General features: G+C 52.0%; 18 protein-coding genes, 1 tRNA gene, 3 rRNA genes and 1 other annotated feature. Of the genes, 13 read left to right on the top strand and 9 right to left on the bottom strand.

The genetic code is table 11. The annotated features are described in order from the left end of the window. Nucleotides 1–13: 13 nt before the first annotated feature. Nucleotides 14–1,312 (top strand): PAS domain-containing methyl-accepting chemotaxis protein, encoded by a 1,299-nt coding sequence (locus AAGQ96_RS16610; RefSeq protein WP_342754088.1) that lies wholly within the window; start codon nucleotides 14–16, stop codon nucleotides 1,310–1,312. Nucleotides 1,313–1,406: 94 nt separating this feature from the next. On the opposite strand, the gene AAGQ96_RS16605 is transcribed toward AAGQ96_RS16610, so the two are convergent. Together AAGQ96_RS16605 and AAGQ96_RS16600 are read right to left on the bottom strand one after the other, a co-directional pair. After that, nucleotides 1,407–2,099, bottom strand: coding sequence for a CTP synthase (locus AAGQ96_RS16605; protein ID WP_342754087.1), 693 nt, complete (start codon nucleotides 2,097–2,099; stop codon nucleotides 1,407–1,409). A gap of 75 nt (nucleotides 2,100–2,174) precedes the next feature. Next, complete coding sequence (locus AAGQ96_RS16600; RefSeq protein ID WP_147199486.1) at nucleotides 2,175–2,696, bottom strand: GNAT family N-acetyltransferase; 522 nt, start codon at nucleotides 2,694–2,696, stop codon at nucleotides 2,175–2,177. A 140-nt stretch (nucleotides 2,697–2,836) separates the two neighbouring features. On the opposite strand from AAGQ96_RS16600, the gene AAGQ96_RS16595 reads away from it, so the two are divergent. From AAGQ96_RS16595 to tyrA, 4 genes are all read left to right on the top strand, one after another. Beyond that, a complete protein-coding gene (locus AAGQ96_RS16595; protein WP_342754086.1) occupies nucleotides 2,837–3,370 on the top strand; it encodes a TetR/AcrR family transcriptional regulator in 534 nt (177 codons plus the stop codon). Next, the gene (locus tag AAGQ96_RS16590) at nucleotides 3,367–4,506 is read left to right on the top strand and encodes an MFS transporter (RefSeq protein ID WP_342754085.1); all 1,140 of its coding nucleotides are present in this window, start codon (nucleotides 3,367–3,369) and stop codon (nucleotides 4,504–4,506) included. Before AAGQ96_RS16595 ends, AAGQ96_RS16590 begins: the two co-directional genes overlap by 4 nt. A 256-nt stretch (nucleotides 4,507–4,762) precedes the next feature. Further along, on the top strand, nucleotides 4,763–5,842 hold the full coding sequence (locus AAGQ96_RS16585) for a 3-deoxy-7-phosphoheptulonate synthase (RefSeq protein WP_147199480.1): 1,080 nt from the start codon (nucleotides 4,763–4,765) through the stop codon (nucleotides 5,840–5,842). A 2-nt stretch (nucleotides 5,843–5,844) separates the two neighbouring features. After that, complete coding sequence (gene tyrA, locus AAGQ96_RS16580) at nucleotides 5,845–6,966, top strand: bifunctional chorismate mutase/prephenate dehydrogenase (RefSeq protein WP_342754084.1); 1,122 nt, start codon at nucleotides 5,845–5,847, stop codon at nucleotides 6,964–6,966. Nucleotides 6,967–7,024: 58 nt separating this feature from the next. Here tyrA and AAGQ96_RS16575 read toward each other — a convergent pair whose 3' ends face one another. The 6 genes from AAGQ96_RS16575 to bamD form a co-directional block, all read right to left on the bottom strand. Continuing rightward, complete coding sequence (locus tag AAGQ96_RS16575) at nucleotides 7,025–7,741, bottom strand: molybdate ABC transporter substrate-binding protein (RefSeq protein WP_342754083.1); 717 nt, start codon at nucleotides 7,739–7,741, stop codon at nucleotides 7,025–7,027. Between the two features lie 22 nt (nucleotides 7,742–7,763). Beyond that, nucleotides 7,764–8,816, bottom strand: a complete 1,053-nt coding sequence (locus AAGQ96_RS16570) for an ABC transporter substrate-binding protein (RefSeq protein ID WP_147199476.1) — start codon at nucleotides 8,814–8,816, stop codon at nucleotides 7,764–7,766. A 150-nt stretch (nucleotides 8,817–8,966) separates the two neighbouring features. Then, a complete protein-coding gene (gene pheA, locus AAGQ96_RS16565) occupies nucleotides 8,967–10,127 on the bottom strand; it encodes a bifunctional chorismate mutase/prephenate dehydratase (protein ID WP_147199474.1) in 1,161 nt (386 codons plus the stop codon). Between the two features lie 23 nt (nucleotides 10,128–10,150). Beyond that, nucleotides 10,151–10,275, bottom strand: a sequence feature (Phe leader region). Further along, on the bottom strand, nucleotides 10,227–10,274 hold the full coding sequence (gene pheL / locus AAGQ96_RS16560) for a pheA operon leader peptide PheL (RefSeq protein ID WP_125294913.1): 48 nt from the start codon (nucleotides 10,272–10,274) through the stop codon (nucleotides 10,227–10,229). (Overlaps the previous feature by 48 nt.) Before the next feature lie 96 nt (nucleotides 10,276–10,371). Next, nucleotides 10,372–10,704, bottom strand: a complete 333-nt coding sequence (raiA, locus tag AAGQ96_RS16555; protein WP_147199471.1) for a ribosome-associated translation inhibitor RaiA — start codon at nucleotides 10,702–10,704, stop codon at nucleotides 10,372–10,374. 265 nt (nucleotides 10,705–10,969) lie between these two features. Next, nucleotides 10,970–11,701 carry an outer membrane protein assembly factor BamD gene (gene bamD / locus AAGQ96_RS16550; protein WP_147199469.1) on the bottom strand — a complete coding sequence of 244 codons (732 nt, stop codon included), beginning with the start codon at nucleotides 11,699–11,701 and terminating at the stop codon, nucleotides 10,970–10,972. Between the two features lie 130 nt (nucleotides 11,702–11,831). On the opposite strand from bamD, the gene rluD reads away from it, so the two are divergent. The 8 genes from rluD (at nucleotide 11,832) to AAGQ96_RS16510 (ending at nucleotide 23,499) form a co-directional block, all read left to right on the top strand. Continuing rightward, complete coding sequence (gene rluD / locus AAGQ96_RS16545) at nucleotides 11,832–12,809, top strand: 23S rRNA pseudouridine(1911/1915/1917) synthase RluD (protein WP_147199467.1); 978 nt, start codon at nucleotides 11,832–11,834, stop codon at nucleotides 12,807–12,809. Next, on the top strand, nucleotides 12,809–13,537 hold the full coding sequence (gene yfiH, locus AAGQ96_RS16540) for a purine nucleoside phosphorylase YfiH (RefSeq protein WP_342754082.1): 729 nt from the start codon (nucleotides 12,809–12,811) through the stop codon (nucleotides 13,535–13,537). Before rluD ends, yfiH begins: the two co-directional genes overlap by 1 nt. Before the next feature lie 125 nt (nucleotides 13,538–13,662). Beyond that, complete coding sequence (clpB, locus tag AAGQ96_RS16535) at nucleotides 13,663–16,236, top strand: ATP-dependent chaperone ClpB (RefSeq protein WP_147199463.1); 2,574 nt, start codon at nucleotides 13,663–13,665, stop codon at nucleotides 16,234–16,236. Nucleotides 16,237–16,716: 480 nt separating this feature from the next. Next, a 16S ribosomal RNA gene (locus AAGQ96_RS16530) occupies nucleotides 16,717–18,257 on the top strand. Nucleotides 18,258–18,346: 89 nt separating this feature from the next. After that, nucleotides 18,347–18,421 (top strand) — tRNA-Glu (locus tag AAGQ96_RS16525). A gap of 219 nt (nucleotides 18,422–18,640) precedes the next feature. Next, nucleotides 18,641–21,550 (top strand): 23S ribosomal RNA (locus tag AAGQ96_RS16520). A 106-nt stretch (nucleotides 21,551–21,656) separates the two neighbouring features. Further along, nucleotides 21,657–21,772 (top strand): 5S ribosomal RNA (rrf, locus tag AAGQ96_RS16515). The 16S, 23S and 5S rRNA genes sit together here with 1 tRNA gene alongside, the layout of an rRNA operon. 425 nt (nucleotides 21,773–22,197) lie before the next feature. Then, nucleotides 22,198–23,499, top strand: a complete 1,302-nt coding sequence (locus AAGQ96_RS16510) for an MFS transporter (protein ID WP_342754081.1) — start codon at nucleotides 22,198–22,200, stop codon at nucleotides 23,497–23,499. Here the strand turns inward: AAGQ96_RS16510 and AAGQ96_RS16505 are convergent, their stop codons facing one another. Further along, nucleotides 23,500–23,820 (bottom strand): YfiM family lipoprotein, encoded by a 321-nt coding sequence (locus tag AAGQ96_RS16505; RefSeq protein ID WP_147199459.1) that lies wholly within the window; start codon nucleotides 23,818–23,820, stop codon nucleotides 23,500–23,502. It lies immediately after the preceding gene. Nucleotides 23,821–23,832 lie beyond the last annotated feature (12 nt).

The raw sequence follows: 23,832 nt of genomic DNA, 5'->3' as shown, positions 1-23,832 counted from the left end.
TGGGCGCTCAATTATGTTCAGTCATATTAAATCCTTTTTCGTTAAGCGTTATGCGGCGGACACGCTCCGCTCTTTACAACGCGCCGTGGCCTGTATCGAATTCAAGCCTGACGGCACTATTCTTTCAGCCAACCCCCTGTTTCTTAGTGCAATGGGTTACGGTCTGAAAGAAATTGTTGGGCAGCATCATCGCATCTTCTGCTCTCCTGAATGGCCTGCTTCGGCCGGATATGCGCATTTCTGGCGACGTTTGGGCAAAGGAGAAAGCTTCAGCGATAAATTTATGCGGCTGACGAAAAGCGGCACGCCGGTATGGCTGGAAGCACACTACATTCCGGTAAAAAATCGGCAGGGTCGGGTAGTTAAAATTGTGAAGCTGGCTTCAGATATTACTTCGCATATTGAAGATGCGATGGAACAGCGTGCGATGACTACCGCAATGGAACGCTCCATGGCGGTAATCACCTTTACGCCGGAAGGTGAAATAATTAAAGCTAACGATAATTTCTTCAGCGTCATGGGCTATACGCCCGAAGAGATTACCGGACGTCATCACCGGATGTTCTGTTCTGAGGAAATACGTAACAGCACGGAATACAGGCAGTTTTGGGCGCGTCTGAAGCACGGCGATTTTATATCTGGTCAGTTTGAGCGCATCAATAAGCGTGGAGAAACGGTCTGGCTGCGGGCAACTTACAATCCGGTGTTTGATGAAAATAACCAGCCTTACAAGGTTGTGAAGTTTGCCAGTGACGTTACGGCCCAGGTAATCAAAAATCAGCAGGAGCGCGACGCGGCACAACATGCCTGGCACGCCGCAATTGATACTCAGGAAAATACACGTACCGGGGCAACGGTAATCGAGGGCAGCGTAACGGTAATGAATGCTATTGCCGCTGAGCTGCAAACCGTTACCGGAGAAATCACCAACCTGAATACGCAGTCTCTCCATATCAGTGAAAGAGTGGAAACAATTCGCAGTATTGCCGATCAGACCAACCTGCTGGCGCTGAATGCTGCTGTAGAAGCGGCCCGAGCCGGTACGCATGGGCGCAGTTTTGCCGTCGTTGCTAGTGAAGTCAGAACGTTGGCCGCCAATATCAATCGCGCCACGCAGGAAATTGAAGGCGTGGTTCGGGACAACCATACGTTAGCGAACCAGGCGTTAAAAAATATCGAAGCCAGTCGAAACAGGGCAGAACAAGGCGTCACCCTGGCGCAGAAAGCGGGGAAGGTGGTTGCCGACATCCAGCTGAATGCTTCTCAGGTGGTCGAAGCGATTGGCAACGTAAATGCTGCTTTAAAAGAGTAATACAAACCCAGGCGAGCTGAAGGTCCGTAAAACCCTGCCTGCGGCAGGGCGTTATTTTATAACGTGCCTGTATTCCTGGCGCTCTGCCAAAAGTTTAGCGGTATGCCGCTTTGATCAGCTCCACCACCAGCGGTGAAAGCGTATTGCGCAGGGCAGCCCGCTCTGACTGGAACAGCGTGGCGACAAAATATTTATGATCCGGTAACTCAATACCGCGTACATCACCTTCGCTATCCCAGGCGGTAATCTGAAGGGGGAATCCTTCCAGTTCGGCGACAAATTCCGGGTTTACGCCGAAGTTGCAGTGATAACCTTCATGTGTTTGCAGACTGCCATAGGCTTTGGCAATCACCGAATCAGGCGCGATAACGATATCACCGGTTTTTTCCACAAGAGAGCAGCTTAACGGCGCAATCACCACGCGCCCTTTAGTATCCGTTTCTGCATGAATGGCATCGTGCCAGCCCATTACGCTGCGGGCATATTCAATGACCGCATACTGAAAGCCGCCGCATGAACCCAGAAACGGGATATTGTTTTCACGTGCGTAAGTAATTGCCATATACGCACCATGATCGTTTTTATAAGGACTGCCGGGTACTACCCAGATGGCGTCAAAATTTTCAAATATGGCAGGGCTGGTCACGGTTTCGGTGGGGAGCCATTCTGCGGTCACTGGAATATCCAGTGAAGCAGCGGCCAGTTTGACAGCAGGCGGAATGGCCTGATGAGCAACAGCTTCAGGACGATAATCACCAACAAGGGCAATGCGGGCGGGCTTGTTCATTTCTATTTCCTGTTCAGATAAAAGAGGCTCAGAAGCGGTAATAATCAAACTGGCTCAGAGTGCTTATGCAGACTGTTAATGTGGCGACGGTCGGTGGAAATGATAGATCGCGGTATTCACCGGACCACTGTCTAATACAATCAGGCCATATTGTATGCCAATAAATTTGGCGCCACATTTTTCCGCAACACGGCGGCTGGCGGTATTTCCTTCCACGGCCAGGATTTCCACAATTTCCCTTTCCGGGCTTTGCCATGCCATGTCGACCAGATAACGAACGGCCTGGGAGGCTATACCCTGGCCCTGTTCGCTACTACGTACCCAATAGCCAATTGAGCAGTGATTGAGTTGACCGCTGGAGTAACGCAGGCCTGCGCCTCCCAGTAAACGGCCATCTTCAGCAAACAGCCCAAGTTCGTTCGCTTCTCCTTTTTCGCGCAGCATGTGGGTGGCAGCGAACCATTTGCGCGCTTCTTCTTCACTAAACCCTTCATGCGCCCAGAGCAACCATGGCTGAAGCGTGTCCAGCGAGTCACGAACCGCGTCGGAAAACGCCTGTGCATCCGGGTCAGCGTAAGGGCGTAAAATGACTTTCATAGTGAACTCCATGATTTTTCGTTATTTATCTTAATCATAAATCTGACAGAAAAAATTAATGAGCGTGTTTATCGCCCAAAAGAGCATTTTTTGCCGCCGATACATTTGCAAAAGTAAAACGATCGGTTTACTTTTTAAGGATGAATAAAAAAGATGACATCATCCAGGCCGCAGAGCGGCTGTTCTATATCAACGGGTTTCATGCGACCAGCACGGATCGCATCTGTAGTGAAGCGGGCGTATCAACCCGAACGCTGTACCGTTATTTCCCCTCGCGGGAAGTGCTGACTGAAGCGGTGTTGGCCGCGCGGCAAGCGCGCTTTTTTGCCGCACTGCTTCCTCCGGAACATTCCGAGGCCATCACCCGGCTGTTCGAGGTTCAGAGCGAATGGATGCAGGAGAATGGCCCGTTAGGATGTCTGTTCCTGAAAGCGTGGGGCGAATATGCTGAAGAAGATCGGCATCTGGCGGCGCTGGCGCTTGATTACCGTTACAGGCAGCGCGAATACATCTCCTCCTGTCTTCGACACTCTGCGGGTGAAGCGCTTTCCGATGCGGTGTGGATGCTGTTTGAAGGAGCCATTACCTCAGCGCTGATATTGGGTCCACAAGCGGCGATTTATGCAGGAGAGGCGGCGAAAAAACTTCTGGCAACCTGCGGTCAAAAACAGTGAATACTTCCCGGGCGCTGAGTATCACAGGTTTCTCGTTAATTGCCGTTACCTATGGAATGGCCAGATTTTCCTGGGGACTGATGTTGCCTGCGCTGATAAAGGAAATTCCTTTCAGTACCGGTACGGCGGGAGCGATCTCCGCCTGTAGTTTTGCTGCCTATTGTCTGGCAATTATCAGCACGCCGGTTTTGATAAAGCATTTTGGCTCACGTGGGTTGGCGGCAGCGGCAGCTTTTTTAGCAGCTGCCGGTCTGCTAATACTGGCTTTTTCCTTCAGTCCCTTAATGCTTGCAGTAGGGCTGTCTGTTGCTGGTCTGAGCCCGGGCATGGCTTCTCCTTCTCTCGCGGTTGCCGTTAACCAGCTGATCGCTGCAGAGCGGCAGTCGCAAATCAATACCTTCATTAACGCCGGCACCGGCGCCGGGATTATCCTCTCCGTACCCATTCTGCTTTTGCTCCCCGGCGGCTGGCGGGCCGCTTGCCTGGTATTCGGCACGATTGCGCTGGTATGCCTGTTGCCGGTCCTGCGTTACCTGCCCGCTGACAAAGTAACAAGCCCGGTACAAACTAACAGCAGCAGGTGGCGAGTGCCCGCCCCGGCCATGATGCGGCTTATGGCTATTGCTTTTGCCAGTGGAATAATCAGCGCGGCCTGGTGGAGTTTTGGTCCGCAGATTTTACAACAGCACGCTGGCGTGGATGCGCAAACCATTAGCTGGCTGTGGATGATCGCGGGCGGAGCGGGGATTTCAGGCGTACTGACCGGGCCAGTGGCGAAGAGGATTGGCATGAATCTGGTTTACCGCGGCGCTTTATTACTTATGGTTCTGCCGCTTGTGGTTCTGGCACTAAAAAATGAGCCGTCGGGATGGTTCTACCCTGCTGCCGCCATGTGCGGTGCTGGCTACATTATTCTTTCTGGCGTTTTGCTGGTGTGGGGCATTTCAGCTAACGAAAGCGATCCGGCTTCAGGTGTGGGGCAGGTTTTCTTAATGCTCGCTGTCGGTCAGGTGGCAGGATCGGTCCTGTTCGGTCAGCTTTATACGCACACCCATGCTGCCACCGCGTTACTTACGTTTGGTACTCTCGGAATAGGGATGATGCCGTTTACACCAGCAGTGCCTCATAAGACATAACTTCTAAAATTTCCGTATAGAGAGTCGATTGCAAAACAATCTGTAAACTTAATGATACATTTTGATTGTGAGTGATATTTCGCTATATTTGTTTAATATTTTGATTTTTATAATAAATATTTATTTTTTCTGCTTGTTTAATCTCTGTGGTAATAAAAGTGTACATGGCGGATTGAGTTCTGTACCGGATCTGATACATTATTCATCACCTTGCGAGGGCTGACTTACGCATAACGAGAGAAACAGGATGACCACCATGCAAAAAGACGCGCTGAATAACGTTCATATTGCCGAAGAACAGATTTTGATTACTCCGGAAGAGCTGAAAAAACAGTTTCCGCTCAATGCTGCGCTTGAATCGCAAATCACCGCTTCACGTCAGACGATCTCTGACATTATCAGCGGCAAAGATCACCGCCTGCTGGTGGTTTGCGGTCCCTGTTCAATTCACGATACCGAAGCCGCTCTGGATTACGCCCGTCACCTGAAAACACTCTCTGAGCAGCTGAAGGATCAGCTCTACATCGTTATGCGCGTCTATTTTGAAAAACCTCGTACAACCGTTGGCTGGAAAGGGTTGATTAACGATCCGTACATGGATAACTCTTTCGATATGGAAGCCGGTCTGCATATTGCGCGTCGCCTGCTGCTGGAATTAGTTGAAATGGGCCTGCCGCTGGCAACAGAAGCGCTGGATCCGAACAGCCCGCAATACCTTGGCGATCTGTTCAGCTGGTCAGCGATCGGTGCGCGTACCACTGAATCACAGACTCACCGCGAGATGGCTTCAGGTTTATCGATGCCGGTCGGCTTTAAAAATGGCACCGACGGGAGTCTGGGTACGGCTATCAACGCCATGCGCGCCGCAGCAATGCCGCATCGTTTTGTCGGCATCAATCAGAGCGGCCAGGTTTGCCTGCTGCAAACGCAGGGCAATCCGGACGGACATGTGATCCTGCGCGGCGGAAAAAGCCCTAATTACGGCCCGGAAGATGTCGCCCAGTGCGAAAAAGAGATGTTACAGGCGGGACTCCGCCCATCACTGATGATAGATTGCAGTCATGGCAATTCTAACAAAGATTTCCGTCGTCAGTCCGGCGTGGCTGAATCTGCGGTTGCGCAGATCAAAGATGGCAACCGTTCTATTATGGGTCTGATGCTGGAAAGCCATTTACATGAGGGCAACCAGTCTTCTGAGCAGCCGAAAAGTGAAATGCGCTATGGCGTTTCCGTTACCGATGCCTGCATCAACTGGGAAACGACCGAAACGCTGCTGCGAGAAATTCATCAGAACCTGGACGGGGTGCTGACGGCGCGTCTGTCGCATGAGGACTAATTATGGTGGCTGAACTGACCGCGCTTCGCGATCAAATAGATGAAGTTGATAAAGCGCTGCTCGATCTGCTGGCCAAACGGCTAAGCCTCGTCGCTGAAGTTGGCGAGGTGAAAAGCCGGTACGGATTACCGATTTACGTGCCCGAGCGCGAAGCTTCTATGCTGGAGTCGCGGCGCAAAGAAGCTGAGCAGCTTGGTGTACCACCGGACTTGATTGAAGACATCCTGCGTCGCGTGATGCGCGAATCCTATACCAGCGAAAATGATAAAGGCTTCAAAACGCTGTGTCCGCAGCTGCGGCCAGTGGTGATTGTCGGTGGCCGGGGACAAATGGGTCGCCTGTTTGAAAAAATGCTGACGCTCTCTGGCTATCAGGTAAAAATTCTCGATAAAGAAGACTGGGCACAGGCTGACAGCATGCTGGCGAATGCCGGAATGGTGATTATCAGCGTCCCGATTCATCTGACGGAAAAAGTGATTGCCGGTCTGCCGCCGTTACCGGAAGACTGTATCCTGGTCGATTTAGCGTCAGTCAAAAACAGTCCGTTACAGGCTATGCTGGCCGTGCACAACGGTCCGGTACTGGGTCTGCATCCCATGTTTGGGCCGGATAGCGGCAGCCTGGCGAAGCAGGTGGTGGTCTGGTGCGATGGCCGTCAGCCGGAAGCCTATCAGTGGTTCCTTGAACAGATTCAGGTCTGGGGCGCGCGGCTGCATCGTATCAGCGCGGTGGAACACGATCAGAACATGGCTTTCATCCAGGCGCTGCGCCACTTCGCGACGTTCGCATATGGTCTGCATCTGGCGGAAGAGAATGTTAACCTCGATCAGCTGCTGGCGCTTTCATCGCCGATCTATCGGCTTGAGCTGGCTATGGTTGGCCGGCTGTTTGCGCAGGATCCTCAGCTCTATGCGGATATCATTATGTCTTCGGAGAGCAATCTGGCGCTGATCAAACGTTATTATCAGCGTTTTGGCGAAGCGATCGGCCTGCTGGAGCAGGGTGACAAGCAGGCGTTTATTGACAGCTTCCGTAATGTTAAACGCTGGTTTGGCGATCACGCTCAGCAGTTCATGCTGGAAAGCCGTACGCTGCTGCGTCAGGCGAATGACAACCGCAAATAGTTCACAGGCCGGTGACGGCCTTTTTCCTCTTTTACCGAGCCGTAGTGCAGCAGGCGGTTTAACAACTGAAACCCGCCTGTTGTAAAATCCTTTTTGCCTGAGCGGTTAATAAAAAATCGGCCAGCGGCTGGGCTTCAGCCTGACAAATCGCCAGCGCGTAATCAGCCTGAACCTGAAAGGGCGAGGGAATATCCAGCACGGTAAGCGTTTTAAGATTTTTTAAGCGCGCTGCATAATTGCGATAGCCAATAAAGATATCGGCCCGATCGTTCTCCAGCAGCCAGCTCGCTGCCATTTCTCCCGCAGGTACAACAGGGCTTTTCGGTCCGCCAACCAGCTGTAAAGCCCGATCCTTTAGCGCGTTTCCCCTCCCAGCGTAGTGCTGCTCAATCAGATCGAAAAGTTGCCACGTATAATCACCAGAAGGGTCGCTTTGTGGCGTGGAGGTTGCAACGCGCAACGACGGATCGGTGAGCAAGGCCAGCCAGTCGGCAGAGGCAGAAATCAGCGCCGTTTTCACACTAAGGCATAGCTGATTATGCGTAAAAACAGCGACACTGAGCGCCTTGCCGGAAGTCAGCAGGGTTTGCGGATGGGCTGCATTTGCCGAGGCAAAGAGATGGCAGGTTTCGCCCTGCTGAATACGCTGGCACAGAAGTCCGGCAGGGCCAAACTCAGTTTCAACATTCATTCGCTGATGTGCTTTGAAAGCAGCAATCAGTTCGGGCCAAACCAGGCGCAAACTTCCTGCCGCCAGGACACGTATACTGTTCAAAAGCTTTTCCCCCGGGGCACTTTTAGTTATTACCCACATATTGGGTGCGATAGAAACGTTGATACCAGCTGTCGGCTTTTTGCTGCATATCAATATCGTTGAATTTTTGCGGATAAAGCTTTTTCGCCATCCAGAGCTCGCCCAGCGCCATCGCTTCCGGCATAGGATAGCCCCAGGCTTTGGCATATTCAGGCATCAGATAAACTCGATGATTTTTTACCGCATCAACGGCTTGCCAGGCGGGCTGCTGCTTGATTTCATCGATAACTTGCGGATAACGATCCTGTACAAATATCACCTGCGGATCCCATGCCAGGATCTGTTCCATTGAAACCTGCTTGTAGCCTTTGACCGTGGCTGCCGCGACGTTCATCGCGCCCGCATGCGCCATCATCAAACCGGTATATTTACCCGATCCATAAGTCGTGAGATCGGGGTTAGCCATATAAACGCGAATACGCTGCGCCGGGGGGATTTCCGTCAACCGTTGGCGGGTTTGTTGACGCTGAGTGAACGTAGCGTCAATCAGCTTTTCAGCTTGCTGCTGGTGGTTGACCACTGTGCCAATCAGACGGATACCTTCTTTCAGACCTTCGTTATAGGCCTGCTCCTCATCAACCAGCTGAGGATTAAGGCGATTTTGCTGTTTTTCATCGCCAGCACGTAGAGAAATCGCAATAACGGCAATGCCAAGCTTCTGTATCTGGTCAATCATCTCCTGAGGAGCATAGTTGGTAACAAAGACCACCTGTGGATGTAGCGCTACCAGCTTCTCTAAATCGACATGAGTTAAATCGCCAAGCGTGGGCAAGCTGGAAAGCTGCGGGACCAGCCGCTGATAGCCATCGCCCAGCTGCTGTTTCCAGTTATCAAGGATACCAACCATGGTATTCGTTGCATCCAGCTGCACCAGGAGATTCAGCGTCTGATGTTGCAGTACGACGACCCGATCAACCCGATCGGGAAGAGTGACATGCCGTCCCAGCTGATCGGTAATCTGACGGTTTGCCAGCGCGGAAAAGGGCAGAAGTGTCAGGGCGCAAAGCAAGGAAACGGTACGGAAAGGAAAGAACATAAATTCACCTCAAAATCGCTGTATAAAGCATGATATAGCGATAGGGTGTTCGCGGTAAATGATCCTGATGGGGTAAGGCAGGAGTAGCTTGCAATAAAGAGTTTGCAGGGGAGGTGAGAATGAGCCGCCGTGACCGGCGGCCGGGAAAATTTATTCTGGTACGACAGGAATAACGTTTTCACCTGGATAGCAGCCGAGTACTTTTAAGGAGCGAGCGATTGGAGCCAGTTCGCGCAGCGCCTGCTGGACCTCTTCCGAACGCAGGTTGCCCTGGAAATCAATGTAGAACATCTCTTCCCATGGATTGCCGTTAATGGGGCGGGACTCAAGCTTACTCATCGGCAGGTTGTGCTTACGCAACACCAGCAACGCTTCGACCAAAGCCCCAGCCTGTTGGCCCGTTGCCATAATAAGCGTGGTTTTGGCCGGAACCTGAAGAGTGACGTCGACAGGTTTACGAGCAAGAACGATAAAACGGGTAATATTCTGCTGCTGGTTCGCCAGATTACGTTCCAGTACCTGCAAGCTATACAATTCGCCGCCGGCCTGGCTGCCCAGCGCCGCCACTTTTGGTGAGTTGAGCGCTGCCACCTGTTCCATCGCTGCGGCAGTGCTTTCAGTATATTCAATCTTCCAGTGAGGATAGCGATGAATAAACTGGCTGCACTGCTGGAAAGGCTGTGGATGACTGTAAACCGTTTCAATCTGCTGTAGATCGGTGCTGCCCGAGACCAGCACGCAGTGATCGATAGGAAGCGTTAATTCTCCGACAATGGACAGGCTGGTTTGTTGTAAAAGGTCGTAGACGTCATTAATTGATCCCGAACTGGTGTTTTCAATCGGCAGCACGGCATAGTCAGCCTGACCGGTTTCCACCTGAGCAAAGATATCGCGAAACTTCAGGCAGCCACACTCAATAAAATTATCAAAATGGCGCGCCGCATAATGACGTGATGCCAGATGTGAATAGGAACCTTTAGGGCCGAGGAAGGCGATTCGTGCTGACTGGGCGTTGGTATTATTGAGGTGTTTTTGCAGTAGCGCCTGTTGGGTGAGTACGGAGTCTTCAATAACGAGCTGGAACAGGCGAGTGATGTAGTGGGCATCCAGCTTGTGTTCTTTACCTAGCGTAACGAGGTGCTCCAGCAGGTCACGCTCGCGGTCGATGTCGCGAACAGGGCGATGGGTAGCCATTTTCGCCGTGGCAACTTCAACCGCCAGCGCCCGGCGTTTTGCCAGCAAGCTCAGCAGTTCTTCATCCAGCGCGCTGATTTTTCCGCGCAGTCCCAGCAAGGGGTTCTCAGAGTTCATAGGAATACCTGTCAGATATGCATAAAAAAAAAGCCTCCCGCTTGGGAGGCTTTGTTGTTCGTCTTCGCATTCTTTCTTACACGACGAAAAGCCTCCCAGTCAGGGGAAGGTAAAAAAGAATGCGAAGAAGAACGGTAGTTGTTTCATACGAGTGTCCACGTTTGTCAGAGGGTTAAAGTAACCGCTGCAAATTCTTTCTGTCAATAAAAAACGCGCCCTGAGGCGCGTTATCATCTTTTAAAGCTTATTCCTGATCGATGACGCTAAGGTCTTTCACACTGGCATTGGCGCGGCGCGCCTCGCCTTTGTGCTGAACTTTATTCAGCTGGCGCTCCAGCTTGTTGATCAGGTCGTTTATGGCCGTATACATATCAATGTGCTTCGCACTGGCCACCAGAGGGCCGTTGGGCGTATTGATGGTCGCATCGGCAACGAATTCCTTCGGCTCCTTTGAAAGAACGATATGGGGATTTATCAGATGAGTTTGCCATTTTTCGAGCTTGGCGAGACGGTCTTCGACATGTTGGCGGATAGCCGGAGTGATTTCCATGTGCTTGCTGGTAATGTTCAGAACCATAGTGCTTACCTCTAATCATTTCCGTCGAATGTAGATTCAGCATACCCTGGAAAAAGGGGTTATGTGTGATTTACATCACCTTATTTTGTCACTTTTTGTCAAGAATGAAAAATCTGTGAGATGGCGTGATTAACCGAAAGCGAAGCCTTGCCGAGGGGGAATTTCGCAGGCAGTATAGGTGGGTTAACTCAGGAAGGATTTAGTCCGAATGTTCGTTCTGAGGAAAAAAATGGCAGCCACCGGCTGCCATTTTTCGTTTACAACATTACGCCTGATTCGCTGCGATGATTTTTGCTACTTTATCTGCTTCTGCATTCAGCTGCAGATGACGGTAAGCATTTTCCATCAGCGGCAGTGCCGTGCGGGTCGCCTGCGTATCCGGATAATCTTTCATCATTTGCTCAACCCGATTAACTACTGCGACATAAGCTTCGCGCTTAGTGTAGAATTGGGCAACGGATAACTCATACTTCGCCAGACGGTCTTTCAGATAGACCAGACGCTTTCTGGCATCGGTAGCATACTGACTGTTTGGATAACCGCGCAGCAGCTGTGAGAAATCATGGAAGGCATCGCGCGCATGTGAAGGATCGCGATCCGAACGGTCAATGCCGAAAAAGCCCTGCAGTGCGCTGTCATCAAGCGCCATGTCCGTCAGACCACGCATATAAATCACGTAATCAATATTCGGGTGGGTTGGATTCAGACGCATAAAGCGGTCAATCGCGGCCTGCGCCAGCGGCAAATCGGCATTTTTGTAGTAAGCGTAGATCAGGTCTAGCTGAACTTGCTGGGAGTAAGGCCCGAACGGATAGCGGTTATCAAGCGCTTCCAGTTGCGTTATTGCTCCTTTAAAGTTACCGTCCTGCAGTTTTTGCTGGGCTGTGGCATAGATCTCAGAAGGCGGGCTATCGGGCACCGTATCCTTCGAGCCGGAACAACCCGCTAATGCCAGGCTCAACGTGGCTGCAGCCACCAGATATTTCATACGCGTCATGACGATTTGATTATCCTCAGAGTGTTATTCAGGAAGCTGTCCATGTAGCTCCCGATAGTGACCAGGTACAATAGCACATTATATTAAACGGCATCGCCGTGAAAACCCAACGTTAACGAAGAAGCTGTTTATGGCACAACAAGTAAAACTCAACGCAACGGTATCCGAATCGCAACTCGGACAACGCTTAGATCAGGCTTTGGCCGAATTGTTCCCTGATTATTCAAGATCGCGCATAAAAGAGTGGATTCTCGACCGTCGCGCCAGCGTTAATGGCGTAATCATCGACAAACCTAAAGAAAAAGTGCTTGGCGGCGAACAAATCGCTATCGATGCAGAGATTGAAGAAGAAGCTCGCTGGGAAGCCCAGGACATCCCCCTAAACATCGTTTATGAAGATGACTACATTCTGGTAATCAACAAACCTCGCGATCTGGTCGTCCATCCGGGCGCGGGCAATCCTGATGGAACGGTGCTGAATGCACTGCTGCATCACTTCCCGGCCATTGCCGACGTTCCCCGGGCCGGTATTGTCCATCGTCTGGACAAAGATACCACCGGGCTGATGGTCGTGGCGAAAACGGTACCCGCTCAGACGCATCTGGTGGAATCCCTACAGCTCAGAGAAATTACCCGTGAGTACGAGGCGGTAGCGATCGGCAGAATGACGGCTGGTGGTACGGTTGATGAACCTATTAGTCGTCACTCCACCAAACGTACTCATATGGCGGTTCATCCGATGGGTAAACCGGCCACAACGCACTATCGCATCATGGAGCATTTCCGTGCTCACACGCGGATGCGCTTGCGCCTCGAAACGGGTCGTACTCACCAAATCCGTGTGCATATGTCGCATATCAACCATCCGCTGGTGGGCGATCCGCTGTACGGTGGTCGTCCACGCCCGCCTAAGGGTGCCTCCGATTCCTTTATCTCTGTGCTGCGTAAATTCGATCGTCAGGCCCTGCATGCCACCATGCTGCGTCTGTACCATCCGATTACCGGTATTGAAATGGAATGGCACGCGCCGCTGCCGCAGGATATGGTTGAACTGATCGCCGCGCTGAAAGCGGATACCGAAGAGTTCAAAGATCAGATGGACTGGTAATGAGCCTGCTTCTCCCTCAGTGGAATGCGCCCGCCAACGTGCGGGCATGCAGTACGACGCGTCTTAATGGCGTCAGCCACGCGCCCTGGGATTCCCTGAATCTCGGCGCGCACGTTGGCGATAAACCTGAGCATGTGCAACGTAACCGTGAGCGGCTGGTTGAGCTGGCCGAAATGCCCACTATGCCGGTCTGGCTTGAACAGGTACACGGCACGCGCGTTTTGCATCTCACAGGGGAAAAGCCGCAATCTCTTCAGGCCGACGCGGCTTATACCCGCAAGCCTGGCGTGGTTTGCGCGGCAATGACCGCTGACTGTTTGCCCGTTTTGTTCAGTTCGCTGGACGGTAAGGAAGTTGCTGCCGCTCACGCTGGCTGGCGAGGACTTTGCGCGGGTGTGCTTGAAGCGACGCTTGATGCTTTTATTTCTCCGCCGCAGGAGATTGTTGCATGGCTTGGTCCTGCCATTGGCCCTGAAGCTTTTGAGGTCGGCCCGGAAGTTCGTGCCGCCTTTTTAGCTCAGGATTTAACCACTTCCGCCGCTTTTCGTCCGGCTGGTGAAAAATATTATGCCGACATTTGGCAGCTTGCTCACCGTCGTCTGGCGGCCAGAGGAGTGCGCCACATCTCGGGTGGCGGCATTTGTACCGTTTCTCAACCTGAGCAATTTTTCTCTTTCCGGCGCGATGGCGTTACCGGCCGTATGGCAAGTTTGATCTGGCTGATATAACCTGTCGCCATAAGACGGTCCAGATTGATGTATTTTTCGCCAAAATATTCGGGTCATTAAACTTGAAAATTTGAGGGAAGACCTCATTTAATCTCCAGTAGCAATTTGACCTGAATGGGGGAATTATGCGTCTGGATCGTCTTACTAATAAATTCCAGCTTGCTCTGGCTGATGCCCAGTCTTTAGCGCTCGGGCGCGATAACCAATTTATAGAACCTCTTCATCTGATGAGCGCCCTGCTCAATCAGGAAGGCGGTTCCGTTCGTCCTTTACTTACTACCGCTGGCGTGGATGTCGCTGCGCTGCGCGCCGCCGTGGAACAGTCCATCAGTCGTTTGCCGCAGGTGGAAGGAACGGATGGCGATGTACAACCTTCAGCGGATCTTGTCCGCGTACTCAATCTCTGTGACAAACTGGCGCAAAAGCGCGCCGACAACTTTATCTCATCCGAATTGTTTGTTCTTGCCGCTCTCGACTCGCGGGGCTCACTGGCGGATTTACTAAAATCTGCTGGCGCAACCAGCGATAAGCTGACCAGAGCGATTGACCAGATGCGTGGAGGCGAAACCGTGAACGACCAAGGGGCTGAAGATCAGCGTCAGGCACTGAACAAATACACTATCGATCTGACCGAACGGGCAGAAAAAGGCAAACTCGACCCGGTGATAGGGCGTGACGAAGAAATTCGCCGCACTATTCAGGTTCTTCAGCGCCGTACGAAAAACAATCCGGTGCTTATCGGTGAGCCCGGCGTCGGTAAAACCGCCATTGTAGAAGGTCTGGCGCAGCGAATCATTAACGGTGAAGTGCCAGAAGGGCTGAAAGGGCGCCGGGTGCTTGCACTGGATATGGGCGCACTGGTGGCGGGTGCAAAATATCGTGGCGAGTTCGAAGAGCGGCTGAAAGCCGTATTGAACGACCTGTCAAAGCAGGAAGGCAACGTCATCCTCTTTATCGATGAGCTCCATACCATGGTCGGCGCGGGTAAAGCGGACGGCGCCATGGATGCCGGAAACATGCTTAAACCCGCACTGGCTCGTGGTGAACTGCACTGTGTGGGTGCCACAACGCTGGATGAGTATCGTCAGTATATAGAGAAGGATGCCGCGCTTGAGCGTCGTTTCCAGAAAGTATTCGTCGCTGAACCCAGCGTCGAAGATACCATTGCTATCCTGCGCGGGTTAAAAGAACGCTACGAGCTGCATCACCATGTACAGATTACCGATCCAGCAATCGTGGCCGCAGCTACGCTGTCCCATCGTTACATTGCGGATCGCCAGCTGCCTGACAAAGCCATTGACCTGATTGATGAAGCGGCTTCCAGTATTCGTATGCAGATTGACTCTAAGCCGGAATCTTTAGATCGCCTTGAGCGTCGCATCATTCAGTTGAAGCTGGAACAGCAGGCACTGAAAAAAGAGTCTGACGATGCCAGCATCAAACGCCTGGAAATGCTGGAAGATGAACTGAATCAGAAAGAGCGCGACTACTCTGAGCTGGAAGAGGAGTGGAAAGCGGAAAAAGCGTCGCTGTCCGGCACTCAGACAATTAAAGCGGAACTTGAGCAGGCTAAGCTTTCTCTTGAGCAAGCGCGACGCTCCGGCGATCTCGCGCAGATGTCAGAGTTACAATACGGCAAAATTCCTGAACTGGAGAAACAGCTGGCTTCAGCCACGCAGTCGGAAGGCAAAACCATGCGGCTGTTACGTAATCGCGTAACCGACGTTGAAATTGCAGATGTGCTGGCGCGTTGGACCGGTATCCCGGTCGATCGCATGATGGAAGGCGAGCGCGATAAGCTGTTGCGAATGGAACAGGAACTTCATCAGCGCGTTATTGGGCAGAATGAAGCCGTCGAGGCGGTGTCTAATGCTATACGGCGTAGCCGTGCGGGCCTCGCGGATCCTAACCGACCGATCGGTTCCTTCCTGTTCCTTGGCCCTACGGGGGTGGGTAAGACCGAACTTTGCAAAGCGCTGGCTAACTTTATGTTCGACAGCGATGACGCAATGGTCCGTCTTGATATGTCCGAGTTTATGGAGAAACACTCGGTATCGCGTTTGGTTGGCGCACCTCCTGGCTATGTAGGTTATGAAGAAGGGGGGTATCTGACCGAAGCGGTTCGTCGTCGTCCTTATTCTGTGATCCTGTTGGATGAAGTCGAGAAGGCACATCCGGACGTATTTAATATCCTTTTACAGGTTCTGGATGACGGTCGCCTGACGGATGGGCAGGGCAGAACGGTAGATTTCCGTAATACCGTCGTCATTATGACGTCTAACCTTGGATCCGATCTGATTCAGGAGCGTTTTGGCGAACTCAGCTACCCTGAAATGAAAGATGTGGTGATGACGGTTGTGGGGCACCATTTCCGTCCGGAGTTCATTAACCGTATTGACGAGCTGGTGGTCTTCCATCCGTTAGGCGAGAAACACATTGCTTCAATCGCCAAAATCCAGCTGCAGCGGTTGTACGATCGCCTGGCCGATCGTGGCTATCAGCTGCATATCTCTGATGAGGCATTGCAGCTGCTTGGCGAAAATGGTTATGACCCGGTTTACGGTGCAAGACCGCTGAAACGCGCTATTCAGCAGCAAATTGAGAACCCGCTGGCGCAACAGATACTTTCCGGAACTCTTGTTCCAGGAAAAATGATTGAAATGACCGTCCAGGATGGCGTCATTGTTGCTCAGCAATAACAGATGAAACGTATTTAAATGGGCCTTCGGGCCCATTTTTGTTTAAAAAGAGGGCGAAATGTGTAGTTTTTGGATGGTTGAGGTTGGTTTTTGAGCGGTTGAGAACTTTTTTGCAATTAGGGGTTGTCAGCCGGCGAGAACTCCCTATAATGCGCAACCACTGAGACGGCACAACGGCTTACAGCCCGCCGGTTCAGGAGGTTCAGGAAGCTGAATCGCCGGAGAAAAACTTCCCAAAAAGAAGTTGACTCTGAAGGAGGAAAGCGTAATATACGCCACCTCGCGGCAGGGTAGCTCAGCTACTTCCCGCAACGCTCTTTAACAATTTATCAGACAATCTGTGTGGGCACTCGCAGGATTGATATCAGACACCTTCGGGTGTCAAAAAATATCAAGTCTTAAGAGTGAACACATAATGAAAATTCATTATGACGTTTTACACTTGAGCATCGCTGCACTTGTTGCAGCAAATCGAACTTTTAATTGAAGAGTTTGATCATGGCTCAGATTGAACGCTGGCGGCAGGCCTAACACATGCAAGTCGAACGGTAGCACAGAGAGCTTGCTCTTGGGTGACGAGTGGCGGACGGGTGAGTAATGTCTGGGGATCTGCCTGACAGAGGGGGATAACTACTGGAAACGGTAGCTAATACCGCATAACCTCGCAAGAGCAAAGAGGGGGACCTTCGGGCCTCTCGCTGTCAGATGAACCCAGATGGGATTAGCTAGTAGGTGGGGTAATGGCTCACCTAGGCGACGATCCCTAGCTGGTCTGAGAGGATGACCAGCCACACTGGAACTGAGACACGGTCCAGACTCCTACGGGAGGCAGCAGTGGGGAATATTGCACAATGGGCGCAAGCCTGATGCAGCCATGCCGCGTGTATGAAGAAGGCCTTCGGGTTGTAAAGTACTTTCAGCGGGGAGGAAGGCGATAAGGTTAATAACCTTGTCGATTGACGTTACCCGCAGAAGAAGCACCGGCTAACTCCGTGCCAGCAGCCGCGGTAATACGGAGGGTGCAAGCGTTAATCGGAATTACTGGGCGTAAAGCGCACGCAGGCGGTCTGTCAAGTCAGATGTGAAATCCCCGGGCTTAACCTGGGAACTGCATTTGAAACTGGCAGGCTAGAGTCTTGTAGAGGGGGGTAGAATTCCAGGTGTAGCGGTGAAATGCGTAGAGATCTGGAGGAATACCGGTGGCGAAGGCGGCCCCCTGGACAAAGACTGACGCTCAGGTGCGAAAGCGTGGGGAGCAAACAGGATTAGATACCCTGGTAGTCCACGCCGTAAACGATGTCGACTTGGAGGTTGTTCCCTTGAGGAGTGGCTTCCGGAGCTAACGCGTTAAGTCGACCGCCTGGGGAGTACGGCCGCAAGGTTAAAACTCAAATGAATTGACGGGGGCCCGCACAAGCGGTGGAGCATGTGGTTTAATTCGATGCAACGCGAAGAACCTTACCTACTCTTGACATCCAGAGAACTTTCCAGAGATGGATTGGTGCCTTCGGGAACTCTGAGACAGGTGCTGCATGGCTGTCGTCAGCTCGTGTTGTGAAATGTTGGGTTAAGTCCCGCAACGAGCGCAACCCTTATCCTTTGTTGCCAGCACGTAATGGTGGGAACTCAAAGGAGACTGCCGGTGATAAACCGGAGGAAGGTGGGGATGACGTCAAGTCATCATGGCCCTTACGAGTAGGGCTACACACGTGCTACAATGGCGCATACAAAGAGAAGCGACCTCGCGAGAGCAAGCGGACCTCATAAAGTGCGTCGTAGTCCGGATCGGAGTCTGCAACTCGACTCCGTGAAGTCGGAATCGCTAGTAATCGTGGATCAGAATGCCACGGTGAATACGTTCCCGGGCCTTGTACACACCGCCCGTCACACCATGGGAGTGGGTTGCAAAAGAAGTAGGTAGCTTAACCTTCGGGAGGGCGCTTACCACTTTGTGATTCATGACTGGGGTGAAGTCGTAACAAGGTAACCGTAGGGGAACCTGCGGTTGGATCACCTCCTTACCTGAAGATACCTTCCCGCGCAGTGCTCACACAGATTGTCTGATAGAAACGTTAGAGCAAGACGGCTGCGAAGTCGTGACACTATCCGTGTCCCCTTCGTCTAGCGGTTAGGACTCCGCCCTTTCACGGCGGCAACAGGGGTTCGAATCCCCTAGGGGACGCCACTTGCTTGGTGACAGGTGAAAGGTGTCTCCACAAAGTATCTCAAAACTGGCTTACGAGCTACGTTTGAGATATTTGCTCTTTAACAATCCGGAACAAGCTGAAAATTGAAACGACACGTCGTGTTTATCCTCCGTAATAAGGATAAACGAAACGATGTGTTCGAGTCTCTCAAATGCTTACAACAGCAATGTGTCTTTCGGGACGCTTGTGGGTTGTGAGGTTAAGTGACTAAGCGTACACGGTGGATGCCCTGGCAGTCAGAGGCGATGAAGGGCGTGCTAATCTGCGATAAGCGTCGGTAAGGTGATATGAACCGCAACAACCGACGATACCCGAATGGGGAAACCCGGTGCACTACGGTGCATCATCGCAACATGAATACATAGTGTTGCGAGGCGAACCTGGGGAACTGAAACATCTAAGTACCCAGAGGAAAAGAAATCAACCGAGATTCCCCCAGTAGCGGCGAGCGAACGGGGAACAGCCCAGAACCTGAATCAGTTTGTGCATTAGTGGAAGCGTCTGGAAAGTCGCAGGGTACAGGGTGATACTCCCGTACACAAAAATGCACTTACTGTGAGTTCGATGAGTAGGGCGGGACACGTGATATCCTGTCTGAATATGGGGGGACCATCCTCCAAGGCTAAATACTCCTGACTGACCGATAGTGAACCAGTACCGTGAGGGAAAGGCGAAAAGAACCCCGGCGAGGGGAGTGAAACAGAACCTGAAACCGTGTACGTACAAGCAGTGGGAGCCTTGATTTATCAGGGTGACTGCGTACCTTTTGTATAATGGGTCAGCGACTTATATTCTGTAGCAAGGTTAACCGTATAGGGGAGCCGCAGGGAAACCGAGTCTTAACTGGGCGTTAAGTTGCAGGGTATAGACCCGAAACCCGGTGATCTAGCCATGGGCAGGTTGAAGGTTGGGTAACACTAACTGGAGGACCGAACCGACTAATGTTGAAAAATTAGCGGATGACTTGTGGCTGGGGGTGAAAGGCCAATCAAACCGGGAGATAGCTGGTTCTCCCCGAAAGCTATTTAGGTAGCGCCTCGTGAACTCATCTTCGGGGGTAGAGCACTGTTTCGGCTAGGGGGCCATCCCGGCTTACCAACCCGATGCAAACTGCGAATACCGAAGAATGTTATCACGGGAGACACACGGCGGGTGCTAACGTCCGTCGTGAAGAGGGAAACAACCCAGACCGCCAGCTAAGGTCCCAAAGTCATGGTTAAGTGGGAAACGATGTGGGAAGGCACAGACAGCCAGGATGTTGGCTTAGAAGCAGCCATCATTTAAAGAAAGCGTAATAGCTCACTGGTCGAGTCGGCCTGCGCGGAAGATGTAACGGGGCTAAACCATGCACCGAAGCTGCGGCAGCGACGCGTATGCGTTGTTGGGTAGGGGAGCGTTCTGTAAGCCGTCGAAGGTGGACTGTGAGGTCTGCTGGAGGTATCAGAAGTGCGAATGCTGACATAAGTAACGATAAAGCGGGTGAAAAGCCCGCTCGCCGGAAGACCAAGGGTTCCTGTCCAACGTTAATCGGGGCAGGGTGAGTCGACCCCTAAGGCGAGGCCGAAAGGCGTAGTCGATGGGAAACAGGTTAATATTCCTGTACTCGGTGTTACTGCGAAGGGGGGACGGAGAAGGCTATGTTGGCCGGGCGACGGTTGTCCCGGTTTAAGCGTGTAGGCTTGAGTTCCAGGCAAATCCGGAACTCTTTAAGGCTGAGGCGTGATGACGAGGCACTACGGTGCTGAAGTAACAAATGCCCTGCTTCCAGGAAAAGCCTCTAAGCATCAGGTAACACAGAATCGTACCCCAAACCGACACAGGTGGTCAGGTAGAGAATACCAAGGCGCTTGAGAGAACTCGGGTGAAGGAACTAGGCAAAATGGTGCCGTAACTTCGGGAGAAGGCACGCTGGCGCGTAGGTGAAGGGACTTGCTCCCGGAGCTGAAGCCAGTCGAAGATACCAGCTGGCTGCAACTGTTTATTAAAAACACAGCACTGTGCAAACACGAAAGTGGACGTATACGGTGTGACGCCTGCCCGGTGCCGGAAGGTTAATTGATGGGGTTATCCGCAAGGAGAAGCTCTTGATCGAAGCCCCGGTAAACGGCGGCCGTAACTATAACGGTCCTAAGGTAGCGAAATTCCTTGTCGGGTAAGTTCCGACCTGCACGAATGGCGTAATGATGGCCAGGCTGTCTCCACCCGAGACTCAGTGAAATTGAACTCGCTGTGAAGATGCAGTGTACCCGCGGCAAGACGGAAAGACCCCGTGAACCTTTACTACAGCTTGACACTGAACATTGAGCCTTGATGTGTAGGATAGGTGGGAGGCTTCGAAGCGTGGACGCCAGTCTGCGTGGAGCCAACCTTGAAATACCACCCTTTAACGTTTGATGTTCTAACCTGGCGCCGTGATCCGGCGTGGGGACAGTGTCTGGTGGGTAGTTTGACTGGGGCGGTCTCCTCCCAAAGAGTAACGGAGGAGCACGAAGGTCAGCTAATCACGGTCGGACATCGTGAGGTTAGTGCAATGGCATAAGCTGGCTTGACTGCGAGAGTGACGGCTCGAGCAGGTGCGAAAGCAGGTCATAGTGATCCGGTGGTTCTGAATGGAAGGGCCATCGCTCAACGGATAAAAGGTACTCCGGGGATAACAGGCTGATACCGCCCAAGAGTTCATATCGACGGCGGTGTTTGGCACCTCGATGTCGGCTCATCACATCCTGGGGCTGAAGTAGGTCCCAAGGGTACGGCTGTTCGCCGTTTAAAGTGGTACGCGAGCTGGGTTTAGAACGTCGTGAGACAGTTCGGTCCCTATCTGCCGTGGGCGCTGGAGAATTGAGAGGGGTTGCTCCTAGTACGAGAGGACCGGAGTGAACGCACCACTGGTGTTCGGGTTGTCATGCCAATGGCACTGCCCGGTAGCTAAGTGCGGAAAAGATAAGCGCTGAAAGCATCTAAGCGCGAAACTTGCCTCGAGATGAGTTCTCCCTGTGGCTTTAAGCCACCTGAAGGGACGTTGAAGACTACGACGTTGATAGGCCGGGTGTGTAAGCGCAGCGATGCGTTGAGCTAACCGGTACTAATGACCCGTGAGGCTTAACCTTACAACGCCAGAAGCGTTCTGGTGAGCGTTGAGAGACGCAAAGATTTTCAGCTTGTTAACCGGATAAATTTGCGCGGCCTTTATGGCGGCGTGAATAACAGAATTTGCCTGGCGGCTTTAGCGCGGTGGTCCCACCTGACCCCATGCCGAACTCAGAAGTGAAACGCCGTAGCGCCGATGGTAGTGTGGGGTCTCCCCATGCGAGAGTAGGGAACTGCCAGGCATCAAATCGCGATAACCCTGACCTCACGGTCAGGGTTTTTTGCGTTTGGGGCCAGAAAATCGGCTTATAAGTCATCGCGTTTGCCCGTTCAGTGAGCGGTTTCCGACCAGAAGCAGGTGGAAAGCCTCGCTTAACCAGTTAACAACGTTGAATTTCATCTACCGTAGTAGACCGAACCCTTACCGAAAGTGGCATTAATCAGTAGAAAAAGCGATCTTGCCCGGTAACCTGCTAATCTTTTTTGCAATAAATAAACATATCCTGACATAATCAGAGCAGGGATGTTTTCAATGCTCATACCTGCAACAGCATTACATCTTTCAAATAAAAACAAGTTTTTAGCATGCCGTGAATAGAATTTATTGCGGTATTGATTCATTTCCATTGCTAGTAATTAGCAAGGATAATTGCGAGGTTAAGACAATATGGCAGTAGCCACCACATCAAGGAGTACAGCGCCACCAGGGGCCCTTACTACACGACAACGAATCTGGGCTATTGTAGGGGCTTCATCAGGCAATCTGGTGGAGTGGTTCGACTTCTACGTTTATTCATTTTGCTCGCTCTATTTTGCGCATGTGTTTTTCCCTACCGGCAATTCAACCACCCAACTTTTGCAAACAGCAGGCGTGTTTGCCGCTGGTTTCCTGATGCGTCCTATTGGCGGCTGGTTGTTCGGTTATATCGGCGATAAGCACGGCAGAAAAAAATCGATGCTAATTTCTGTCTGCATGATGTGCTTTGGATCGCTGGTAATCGCCTGTTTGCCAGGTTATGAAACCATTGGTCTTTGGGCTCCTGCCCTGCTGTTGCTGGCACGTCTGTTTCAGGGATTGTCAGTTGGCGGGGAATATGGCACCAGCGCAACCTATATGAGCGAAGTAGCCGTTGAGGGTAAGAAAGGATTCTACGCATCATTCCAGTACGTCACGCTGATCGGCGGTCAGCTAATGGCGTTGCTCACCGTTGTCGTGCTACAGCAGATATTGTCAGACCAGGAGCTGAGAACCTGGGGCTGGCGTATTCCTTTTGCCTTGGGTGCGGCGCTTGCGGTCATTGCGCTTTATTTACGTCGCTCACTGAATGAAACTTCTGATAGCGAAACACGTAATCATAAAGACGCCGGGTCGCTAAAAGGGCTGTGGAAACATCGTCGCGCCTTTATCATGGTATTGGGTTTTACGGCGGGCGGCTCGCTCAGCTTCTACACCTTTACGACCTACATGCAGAAATATCTGGTGAATACATCAGGGATGGATACGCGTACTGCCAGCGCTTTGATGACCGCAGCACTGTTCATTTTTATGCTGATTCAGCCGTTAATTGGTGCATTATCTGACAAGATTGGCAGAAGAAACTCCATGCTGATTTTTGGCGGGCTGGCGGCAATTTGCACTGTGCCTGTATTAACCATTTTACAGAGCGTTACCAGCCCATGGATTGCGTTCTCGCTGATCATGCTCTCACTGCTGATTGCCAGTTTCTATACTTCAATCAGCGGCATACTTAAAGCGGAAATGTTCCCACCCGAAGTGCGTGCGCTGGGAGTCGGCCTGTCATACGCCGTAGCCAACGCCCTGTTTGGCGGATCTGCGGAATATGTTGCTTTGTCGCTAAAGGCGGCGGGAAGCGAAACCAGTTTCTTCTGGTACGTTGCTGGCATGGGCGCAGTGGCCTTCCTGGTATCTCTGATGCTGCACCGCAGAGGCAAGGGTCTTAAGCTCTAATTAACGTCCTGCATTCCACAACGCATAGCCGGTGGCAGCACCGGCTACATCCCAGCTGAAATCTTTCCAGCTCCAGCCTGTTCCGCCTTTCCGACTGTCGTACAACTCTTTTACGGCCCCAATACTAATAGCAAACGACAGGCCGAAACCGCCACTATGCCCTTTATGCCAGTTCTGTTTTTCACCATATGCATTGCCGGCAGCAGAAAGAAAAGCGGAGGAGATAAAATGCTGGGCCTTATCTTTACCCGTCCAGTCATCCTGCGCCATGTGCGTACAGCCGCTACAACCCAGAATGATGCTTAACAAAAGTATGCGCATGCCTGCTCCTGT

The organism is Pantoea sp. MBD-2R (assembly GCF_039134845.1).
Lineage (GTDB): Bacteria > Pseudomonadota > Gammaproteobacteria > Enterobacterales > Enterobacteriaceae > Erwinia.
The sequence above is the reverse complement of the archived record's forward strand: the minus strand, read 5'-3'. Positions and strand labels throughout refer to the sequence as shown.

Bases quoted from the DNA above. Each gene is read 5' to 3' on its own strand.
- AAGQ96_RS16610 (WP_342754088.1), top strand. From the start codon at position 14: ATGTTCAGTCATATTAAATCCTTTTTCGTTAAGCGTTATGCGGCGGAC.
- AAGQ96_RS16605 (WP_342754087.1), bottom strand. From the start codon at position 2,099: ATGAACAAGCCCGCCCGCATTGCCCTTGTTGGTGATTATCGTCCTGAA.
- AAGQ96_RS16600 (WP_147199486.1), bottom strand. From the start codon at position 2,696: ATGAAAGTCATTTTACGCCCTTACGCTGACCCGGATGCACAGGCGTTT.
- AAGQ96_RS16595 (WP_342754086.1), top strand. From the start codon at position 2,837: ATGAATAAAAAAGATGACATCATCCAGGCCGCAGAGCGGCTGTTCTAT.
- AAGQ96_RS16585 (WP_147199480.1), top strand. From the start codon at position 4,763: ATGCAAAAAGACGCGCTGAATAACGTTCATATTGCCGAAGAACAGATT.
- tyrA (WP_342754084.1), top strand. From the start codon at position 5,845: ATGGTGGCTGAACTGACCGCGCTTCGCGATCAAATAGATGAAGTTGAT.
- AAGQ96_RS16570 (WP_147199476.1), bottom strand. From the start codon at position 8,816: ATGTTCTTTCCTTTCCGTACCGTTTCCTTGCTTTGCGCCCTGACACTT.
- pheA (WP_147199474.1), bottom strand. From the start codon at position 10,127: ATGAACTCTGAGAACCCCTTGCTGGGACTGCGCGGAAAAATCAGCGCG.
- raiA (WP_147199471.1), bottom strand. From the start codon at position 10,704: ATGGTTCTGAACATTACCAGCAAGCACATGGAAATCACTCCGGCTATC.
- bamD (WP_147199469.1), bottom strand. From the start codon at position 11,701: ATGACGCGTATGAAATATCTGGTGGCTGCAGCCACGTTGAGCCTGGCA.
- rluD (WP_147199467.1), top strand. From the start codon at position 11,832: ATGGCACAACAAGTAAAACTCAACGCAACGGTATCCGAATCGCAACTC.
- yfiH (WP_342754082.1), top strand. From the start codon at position 12,809: ATGAGCCTGCTTCTCCCTCAGTGGAATGCGCCCGCCAACGTGCGGGCA.
- clpB (WP_147199463.1), top strand. From the start codon at position 13,663: ATGCGTCTGGATCGTCTTACTAATAAATTCCAGCTTGCTCTGGCTGAT.
- AAGQ96_RS16510 (WP_342754081.1), top strand. From the start codon at position 22,198: ATGGCAGTAGCCACCACATCAAGGAGTACAGCGCCACCAGGGGCCCTT.
- AAGQ96_RS16505 (WP_147199459.1), bottom strand. From the start codon at position 23,820: ATGCGCATACTTTTGTTAAGCATCATTCTGGGTTGTAGCGGCTGTACG.